We start from the raw sequence: 8,305 nt of genomic DNA on the forward strand, positions 1-8,305 counted from the left end.
GCCCCGGTCCCGGGTGGCGCGCCGCCCATGGCCCCCACCCCCACGGGCGCCACGGCGCGGCCCGCGCCGGTGGCGTCGCGCTTCGGGCTGGCGGTCATCGCCGGGACGACGCGAGGCCAGCGCTACAAGCTGCCGGTGACGGGCTGCGTGGTGGGCCGCCAGCGCGGCGCCATCCTCTTCCCGGACGACGTCTTCGTGTCGCCGCTGCACGCGACCTTCCTGGTGAAGGACGGCGCCCTCTTCGTGCGCGACGAGTCGAGCGCGTCGGGCGTCTACGTCACCTTCGCCGGCACGGAGCCGCTGGCGCCGCGAGCCCTCTTCAGCGCCGGCCAGCGGCTGTTCCGCTTCACCGGCCGCGTGGAGTCCCCTCCCCCCGTCCCGGGCCGGCCCAACCCGTACGGCTCGCCGGTGCCGCTCGGCCAGGCGCTGTACGGCGTGGAAGAGGTGCACATGGGTGGCCGGGCGGGCCGCGCGGTGGTGACGGCCGCGGCGCTGCTCACCATCGGGCAGGCGCATTGCGACCTCGCGTACCCGAATGACGAGGGACTCGCCGGCCGCCACTGCGAGCTGAGCCCCACGGCGACGGGCGCGATGCTGCGCGACCTCTCCGGCGGCCTGGGCACCTTCGTGCGCATCCCGCCCGCGACGGAGCGCCCCCTGCGTCCGGGCGACCGCGTCCGCCTGGGCCAGCACGTCATGCAGGTGGAGACGCTGGGCTGACGGAGGAGCGGCCTGGCCCCAACGGGCCGGGCTCGACTACGACTTCACGGGCACTCAGGGCGCCGAGGGGCGCGCGACCGGGCTGCCCAGCCGGGCCTCGATGTACGCACGGGCGCGCGAGTCGGGCATGTCGGTCAGGTGGCGCACCCACCAGCCGCGGGCCTCGTCGGTGTTGTCGCGCTGCCAGTACAGCTCGCCCAGCTTGAGGGCCAGCTCCGCTTCCGGGTTGAAGTTGAAGGCTTCCTTGTAGCTGGAGGTCGCGCGGCCCAGCTCCCCGGCCAGCACGTCGCGGTCCCCGTCCTGCGTCAGCTTGCGCGCCTTGTCCACGTTGCGCGCGTTGCTGGGGATCTGCCGCAGGTAGTCCGGCTGATCCGAGCCCGACGTGAGCAGCCGGGGCGCGTTGGGCGGCGCCACGTACTGGTTCCCCTCGGAGCCGCTGCCCGCGCCAATGCCGAAGTAGTAGACGAAGAAGCCCACAGCCCCCAGCACCAGCACCGTGGTGAGCGCCTTGAAGAAGAGGATGATGCCGTCACCGCCAGCTGAGGCGGGCGCGGCCACGGAGGTGCGGGTGCCCTCGGGCGCGAGCGTGGCCTCCTCGGAGACCGGGGTGCGCGAGTTCGGCAGGCCCTGCACGGTGGCTTCCACCGTCACGTCGTTCCAGCCCGTGTTGTTGCGCGCGGCGTTGTGCGCGGCCTGCGACCTGCGCGGGATGGGGGCCAGCACGCCGGAGGCCTGGGGACGGCGTCCGCTGGACTCGTTGGCGTTGGCACTGGCGCTGCCGCGGCGGCGCTCCTTGTCGACCGCGAGCAGCTCCGTCTTGAAGGCCGCGGCGTTGGCCGGCCGGTCATCCGGGTCCTTGGACAGGACGCGGAGGATCAGCCGCTCCATGCCCGGGGAGATGCGCGCGTCCGGACGGCGGCGCGTGGGAGGGGGCGGCTCCTCGGTGAGGTGCTTGGTGGCGAAGCCCACCGCCGAGTCGGACTCGAAGGGCAGGAGGCCCGTCATCAGCTGGTAGAGGATGACGCCCACCGCGTACAGGTCCGAGCGGTGGTCCAGCACGGCGCCCCGCGCCTGCTCCGGCGACATGTACTCGGGGGTGCCGCACACGAAGCCCGCGCGCGTGAGGGCCGGGCCCTCGTCCTGCGAGTCGGTGATCTTCGCGATGCCGAAGTCCAGCACCTTCACGAAGTCCGGCTCGTTGCGGCGCTGCTCCACCATGATGTTCTCGGGCTTCAGGTCCCGGTGGATGACGCCCGCGCCGTGCGCGTCCGACAGCGCGCTGAGGATCTGCAGGACGATGCGCACGACGCGCGCCTCGCCCAGCGGCCACTCGCGGCTGAGGAGCTGATGCAGGTCCTGCCCGGCCACGTACTCCATCGCGATGAAGAGCGCGCCGTCGTCGGCCTGGCCGAAGTCCAGCACGCTGATGGAGTTGGGGTGGTTGAGACGGCTGGCCGCCTTGGCCTCGCGCTGGAAGCGCGCGACGGTGCGCTCGTCCGACAGGAGCGTGTGGCGCAGCACCTTCAGCACCACCACCTTGTCCAGCGCGAGCTGACGGGCGCGGTACACCTTGCCCATGCCGCCTTCGCCGATGAGGGCCTCCACCCGGTACTTGGAGGCAATCGTCTTGCCCACGTATTCGTCGCCGCCCTCCGCCGAGCGCAGGAGCGTCGCGCCGCAGGCAGGGCAGTAGCGGGAAGAGTCTTCGGCGTCAGCGCCGCAGGAAGGGCAGTACACGTCAGCGTCCAGTCAGTGGGGCCGGGACTTCACCATGCCCCTCGGGTGGGGAGCAAGCCGTGCGCTGTCGGGCCCCCCAACGCGGCGCGGGCCTGCTAGAAGGGAAACTCCCATGGACGCCGTGGAATATTGCCCCCGCTGTGACACCGAGAATTCCCGGGATGCCACTGTGTGCCGAGCTTGTGGCTCGGCGCTGCGCTCCGGGACGATGGTGATGGCCGTGGCGCACGTCTCGTCGCGCCCGCAGGTGTCCATCCGCGTGGTGCGGGCGGACGGCGGCCCCGAGTCGCTCGTGCGCATGCAGCGCGACACCCTCACCTGCGGCCAGCAGGCGGACATCGCGCTCAACGACGACCCCTTCATCATGCCCGTGCAGGCGCGCTTCTTCTTCTCTGGCGCAAGGCTCGCCATCGAGGACGTGGGCGGCGCCAACGGCGTCTTCGTGCGCCTGCGCAATGAGCGCGAGCTGCCCGCCGGCGGAGAGCTGCGCCTGGGCCGTCAGCGCCTGGTGCTGGAGCCCATCCCCGCCGCGGCGCTTGGGCCTGGCGGCACGCAGGTGTGGGGCTCGCCGGATCCGGGCTACCGGCTGCGGCTCATCCAGCTCCTGGAGGGCGGCCTGCGCGGCGCGGCCTACCCGCTCAAGGACGGCGACAACCTGCTGGGTCGTGAGCAGGGCGACATCGCCTTCCCCACGGACGGCTTCGTGTCCGGGCGGCACGCGCTGCTGCAGGTGCGGGGGGACCGGCTGATGGTGCGCGACGTGGGCTCGTCCAACGGCACCTTCATCCGGCTCGCGGGGCCGACCTTCGTCGACAACGGCGACCACTTCCTCATCGGCCGTCAGCTGCTGCGGGTGGAGATCCAGCCCGCGGTGGCCTGAAGCGGCGGCACTTCACGCGCGCTGCGCGGACCGCACGGGAGCGCCGTGCGGTCCGGTGAAGCCACGGCTTCAGCCGTAGGACTTCTCCTTCTTCTCCTGCTCTTCCTTGCAGCGGATGCAGAGCGTCGTCACCGGACGCGCATCCAGACGCTTGGGGGAGATGTCCTCCTCGCAGCGCTCGCAGATGCCGAAGGTGCCGTCCTCCACGCGCTTGAGCGCGGCGTCGATCTTCTGCAGGAGGAACTTCTCCCGGTCGCGCAGACGGAAGACCATGGACTGGGTGTACTCGGAGGCGGCCTGGTCGATTTCGTCAGGCAGGTCGTCCGTGTCGAAGGACGATTCCTCCACCAGGGTCTTCTTCGCGCTTTCGAGCAGGCTCGCTTTGCTGTCCTCGAGCATCTTCTTGTAACGCTTGAGATCTTTCTGGTTCACAGCCTGCGGCTCCGATGAGACGGGTAGAGGGGGCCTTACCCCTAAAAAAAGGGCCCGAAAGCTTTATTCAGGCAGCTGCCAGTGTCAAGCTGACCTGCTTCAAAACGTGGGTGCACGAGGGGCGCCTTGAGCGACAACACGAAGTTCGATCGGGAATTCTTGCGCTCGGCGCTCTCCCTGGCCGCCAAGAGCGAGGTCGACCACTTCCTCTACATCAGCGACACGCCCATTCCGCCGGAGGACCTCCGGGGTAAGCCCGCGCGCAAGAAGCTGGTTTACGCGGTGACGCTGGACAAGCTGGCGCAGGAGCACCAGCACAAGAAGTTCCGCGCGCTCGTCATCCCCGCGTACGACTACTCGCGCACGGAGCGGGTGAAGGTGGCGCTCGTGTCCGCGCTGTCCCAGGGCGCGTTCAAGGAAGGCGACCTCGTGCTCTGCATGACAGGCAAGGTGGGCCGCGCGCCGGACACGCTGATGCAGATGCGCATCGGCGGGTCGCTGGATGACCGGCTGGCCATCGAGGGCGTGAAGCTGGGCGAGGAGTTCAACTCGCAGGTGGTGGACGCGCTCATCCAGCTGGCGCTCCAGATTGGCCAGGAGGGCTTCGAAGGCCACCCCATCGGGACCATCATCACGATTGGCGACCACACGGCCGTGCTGGAGAAGAGCCGGCAGCTCACCATCAACCCGTTCCAGGGCCTGTCGGAGTCCGAGCGCAACGTGCTCGACCCGAAGATCCGCGACGCCATCAAGAACTTCTCCGTGCTGGACGGCGCGTTCGTCATCCGCGAGGACGGCGTGGTGCTCTCCGCGGGCCGCTACCTGTCCGCCAACGACGACACGGTGAAGATTCCCCTGGGCCTGGGCGCACGCCACGCGGCCGCCGCGGGCATCACCTCCACCACCCACTGCATCGCGCTCGTGGTGAGCCAGACGTCCGGCGCGGTGCGGCTGCTCAAGGGCGGCAACATCGTGCTGGAGCTGCACCAGACGGCGCGGCGGAACTAGAGCGTGTCCGCAAAATAGGTTGAGTCGGCCCGGCGTTGAAGCAGGCATAAGCCGGGGAGAATTGACCGACGCGCAGTGGGAAAGGCTGGCCGGCTTGCTGCCACCGCAGCGGCCGGCCAGGGGCCGCCCGAATAAAGACCACCGTCTGGTGCTGGACGGCATCTGCTGGGTGCTGCGCACGGGCGTGCCGTGGCGTGAAGTCCCCCGGGAGCGCTTCGGCAGTTGGAAGACGCTCAGCAGCCGCTTCTACCGGTGGCAGGAAGCGGGCATCTGGGCGCGAATCCTGCGCCAGCTCCAAGCAGAAGCGCACGAGGACGGGCAACTGGATTGGACACTGCATTACGTGGACGCCAGCGTCGTGCGTGCCCACCAGCATGCGGCCGGCGCGCGAGGCACGCCGGTAAAAGGGGGGAGGCCGAAGCGCTCGGGAGGAGCCAGGGAGGCTTCTCGACCAAGCTCCATGTCCGGGCGGAAGGCGCGGGCCGCCCCCTTGTCTTTGCACTGACGGCCGGCCAGCGGCACGAGACGCAAGCCTTCCCCGCGCTCATGGCGGGCGGAGCAGTCCCTCGGGCACACTCCCCAGGCGCTCCACGCCGTCTGCCGGATGCACTCGTCGGAGACAGGGGCTACAGCTACAACAGCCTGCGCAACTGGTGCCGAGCGCACCGCGTGCAGGCTGTCATCCCCACTCGCTCAGACCAGCCCCGTCTTCGCACCTTCCGCAAGGCGGCCTACCGCAAGCGCTGCCGAGTCGAGTGCCTCTTCAATCGCTTGAAGCAGAACCGGCGCGTGGCGACGCGCTACGAGAAGCGCGCCGCCAACTACCTGGCGATGGTGCTCATCGCCTCGATTCGCCTCTGGCTCTAGTTTGCGGACACGCTCTAGGCGCTCCCCCTACTTCACGCGCTCGGGCGTCGCGGGGGGCTGGTGCTCCTCGCGGTAGATGTCCGCCAGGGCGTGCGCCTTCTCCACCTCGTCGCGCGCGGCCTCCAGCGCCATCACCCGGTCGAAGCGCTCCACCTGTTCGCGCAGCGCTTCCGTCACGACGCCGCCCGCGGCCATCCGCGCGGACGCACTCTCGCGTTCGATGCGCAGGTCCGCCACGCGCTCGCCCAGCTCGCTGGCAGCGCCGAGCAGCAGCTCCGAGTCCCGCTCCGCGCGCCGCAGTGACTCGCGCGTGGACTCCAGCAGGCGCTCGGTCTGCACGCGGTCGCGCTCCAGCACGCCCACGCCCTTCGCGTCGCCCCGGTCATGCGCCGTCTGGCACCGGCCAGCGATGTCGCCCAGGCGGGCCGTGTAGCGCGTCACCCCGCGGGAGAGCTCGCCCTTGAGGGCCAGCAGCGTGGCGGCGGACTTGCGCACCTCCGCCGCCTGGCGCTCCAGGTCCTCGATGAGCCGGTCGAACGTGGCCAGCGGGTCCACGGGCGCCGGAGGCGTCTTCTTGCGTTTGAGGAAGCCGAACATGGCGCGTGCCTTGAAGCCTACCCGAACGGGCGGCAGAGCAGCCGCACCCGTTCCAACGCCTCGCCCACCGGACGCGCGCCGCCGGACAGCACGGCCAGGTAGCGCGCGGGCGTGAGTCCATAGACGGACAGCAGGTGCTGCAGGAGCACCACGCTCTCCGTCGCGCGCCGGTCCGCGGGGGCGAGCGACGCGGCCTCGCCCACCGCCTCCAGGATGTCCGTCACCCGCGCCACCAGCTCCATGCCGGGTACCTCCGGCACGGTGGACGCCGGGGGCGTGGACGGGAAGAGCGCGTCGAAGGAGGCCTCCACGGCCACCCCCGTCCCGGGCGCGCGGCCGGCCGCCACCGCCTCCAGCGCGTCCAGGTGCGGGGCCAGCGCCTCCAGGGCCTCCAGCGAGGCCGGCACGTCGCGCGGCAGCAGCGTGCGCCAGGGCGTGTCGAACTCCGTGCGCGCCCAACGGATCTCCTCGTCGGAGAGCGGGTGGTAGAAGGCGCGGCCTCCGGCGGCGCGCTGCTCCAGCACCAGGGACTTGAGGTCCGGGTTCTCCTCGCCCAGCGAGATGAAGCTCAGCGCGATGTCCAGGGCTCCCATGGGCGCGCGGGTGCGGCGGATGAGGTCCAGGTCCACGCGGTCCTCGCCGTCCGTGATCAGCACCACCGTGGCGCGCGCGAGGTACGGGTCGCGCCCCTGCGCGGCGCGGATGGAGTCGAAGGCGGACAGGAGGGCCAGCGAGATGTCCGTCTGCCCCTCCGCGGGCGAGTCCCGGAAGAGCTTCTCAATCTGCCGCGTGGCCTCCGCGGCGGTGTCCACGCGGGCCAGCTCCGTGGGCACGTCGTTGAAGAAGCTGAAGTAGAGCGGGTCGAAGTTCTCTCCGCGCCGCGCCTTCACGCGCAGGTTGTTCAGCTCCGCGATGATCAGCGCGTCACGGAAGCGCGCCCGCGCGCCGTGCATGGAGCCGGAGGCGTCACAGACGTAGACGCGCACGGCGGTGCGCTTCACCTTGCGCGGCTTGGGGGGCGGCGCGTCGTCCAGGTAGGTGCGCACGAGCTGCCGGTGCGCCGCGAGGTCCTGGAGGATGCGCCGCGGATCCGTGATGACGAAGTGGTGGACCTCGTCCAGGTTCCCCGTCGTGTCGAACGACATCGTCTGCGTCGGATAAGGGACCTGACGCGGAACGGCCCGGGCCGCGGCGGCGTCCTTCTCGACGATCTCCTCCGACAGCGCGTCCTCCACGTCGAAGTAGCGCGCGCACCCCGCTGCCAGGTCGAACGTGGCCAGCTGTTCCGGCTTCAGGGAGAACGCCAGGTCCGCGAGCTGCTCGTCCGGCGCGTCCTCCGCCTCGCGTCCGGAGTCCTCCTCGGCGTCCGCCTCCCCCAGCCACTGCAGCCTCGCGCCCGCCTCCGCCTCCTCCACCATCCGCGTCAGCCGGGTCTCCGGAGGAAGCAGTGGCGTCAGCGCACGCCGCGCCGCCGAGGCCAGCTCCGCGTCCCCCGCTTCGATGGCGCGCTCGTAGAGGCCCTGCAACGAACGGTAGGCGCCCCGGGGATCCTTCTGGGCGGTCTCCCGCACGCCGCGAACCAGCGCCTCCAGCGACCGCGTGGGCGGCACCTCGCGCACCCGCTCACGCGCCTCCGCCACGTCGTTGCGCAGCGCCATGCTCCGCGCGCGGTCCGCGTCCGTCGTGCCCAGGCGCAGCAGCATCTCGTGGGCCAGGTCCAGGTCGCGCCGCTTCTGCACCAGGTCGATGACGTTGTCCCGGGCGCGGGCGGCCAATAGCTCCGCGATGGCCAGGCGCGCGTTGGCCGGCGGCCGATCCCGGGTCGTCTCGCTCGGGCGCTCGAAGATTTCGAACGGCGCGTCGTCCCCGGCCTGCGCCTCCAGCGGACGGCCAAAGAGGTCCGCCACCTTCACCGCGCGGGCCAGCCGCACGAAGCCGCGGTCGAGCGCCGTCAACGCACCCGCGGGCATCTCCCCGGAGCGGTGCGCCCGCTCCACCAGGCGCAGACACTCCTCGTACTCTTCCAAGGCCTGGTTCGCGCGCGCCGCGAGCCCCTGCGCAAGG

7 protein-coding genes and 1 pseudogene are annotated in these 8,305 nt (G+C 71.0%); 4 read left to right on the forward strand and 4 right to left on the reverse strand.

All coding sequences use genetic code 11. The annotated features are described in order from the left end of the window. Nucleotides 1-720: FHA domain-containing protein (locus tag D7W79_RS34540; RefSeq protein ID WP_120529593.1), on the forward strand; the 720-nt coding region annotated here is incomplete at its 5' end. A gap of 54 nt (nt 721-774) precedes the next feature. Here D7W79_RS34540 and D7W79_RS34545 read toward each other — a convergent pair. Then, nucleotides 775-2,457 carry a serine/threonine-protein kinase gene (locus D7W79_RS34545; protein ID WP_120529588.1) on the reverse strand — a complete coding sequence of 561 codons (1,683 nt, stop codon included), beginning with the start codon at nt 2,455-2,457 and terminating at the stop codon, nt 775-777. A gap of 112 nt (nt 2,458-2,569) precedes the next feature. On the opposite strand from D7W79_RS34545, the gene D7W79_RS34550 reads away from it, so the two are divergent. Continuing rightward, on the forward strand, nt 2,570-3,337 hold the full coding sequence (locus tag D7W79_RS34550) for a double zinc ribbon and FHA domain-containing protein (protein WP_120529589.1): 768 nt from the start codon (nt 2,570-2,572) through the stop codon (nt 3,335-3,337). A gap of 69 nt (nt 3,338-3,406) precedes the next feature. On the opposite strand, the gene D7W79_RS34555 is transcribed toward D7W79_RS34550, so the two are convergent. Next, complete coding sequence (locus tag D7W79_RS34555) at nt 3,407-3,769, reverse strand: TraR/DksA family transcriptional regulator (RefSeq protein ID WP_120529590.1); 363 nt, start codon at nt 3,767-3,769, stop codon at nt 3,407-3,409. Between the two features lie 126 nt (nt 3,770-3,895). On the opposite strand from D7W79_RS34555, the gene D7W79_RS34560 reads away from it, so the two are divergent. Then, nucleotides 3,896-4,777: a DNA integrity scanning protein DisA nucleotide-binding domain protein gene (locus tag D7W79_RS34560; protein ID WP_120529591.1), complete on the forward strand. Its 882-nt coding sequence runs from the start codon at nt 3,896-3,898 to the stop codon at nt 4,775-4,777. 46 nt (nt 4,778-4,823) lie between these two features. Next, nucleotides 4,824-5,644: pseudogene (locus tag D7W79_RS34565) on the forward strand (IS5 family transposase). Between the two features lie 27 nt (nt 5,645-5,671). On the opposite strand, the gene D7W79_RS34570 reads toward D7W79_RS34565, so the two are convergent. Next, nucleotides 5,672-6,241 carry a PspA/IM30 family protein gene (locus tag D7W79_RS34570; protein ID WP_120529592.1) on the reverse strand — a complete coding sequence of 190 codons (570 nt, stop codon included), beginning with the start codon at nt 6,239-6,241 and terminating at the stop codon, nt 5,672-5,674. 17 nt (nt 6,242-6,258) lie between these two features. After that, a partial coding sequence (locus D7W79_RS34575) for a vWA domain-containing protein (protein ID WP_147442190.1) occupies nt 6,259-8,305 on the reverse strand: 2,047 nt, incomplete at its 5' end.

This window comes from Corallococcus exercitus (genome assembly GCF_003611585.1).
In the GTDB taxonomy this organism is placed as follows: domain Bacteria; phylum Myxococcota; class Myxococcia; order Myxococcales; family Myxococcaceae; genus Corallococcus; species Corallococcus exercitus.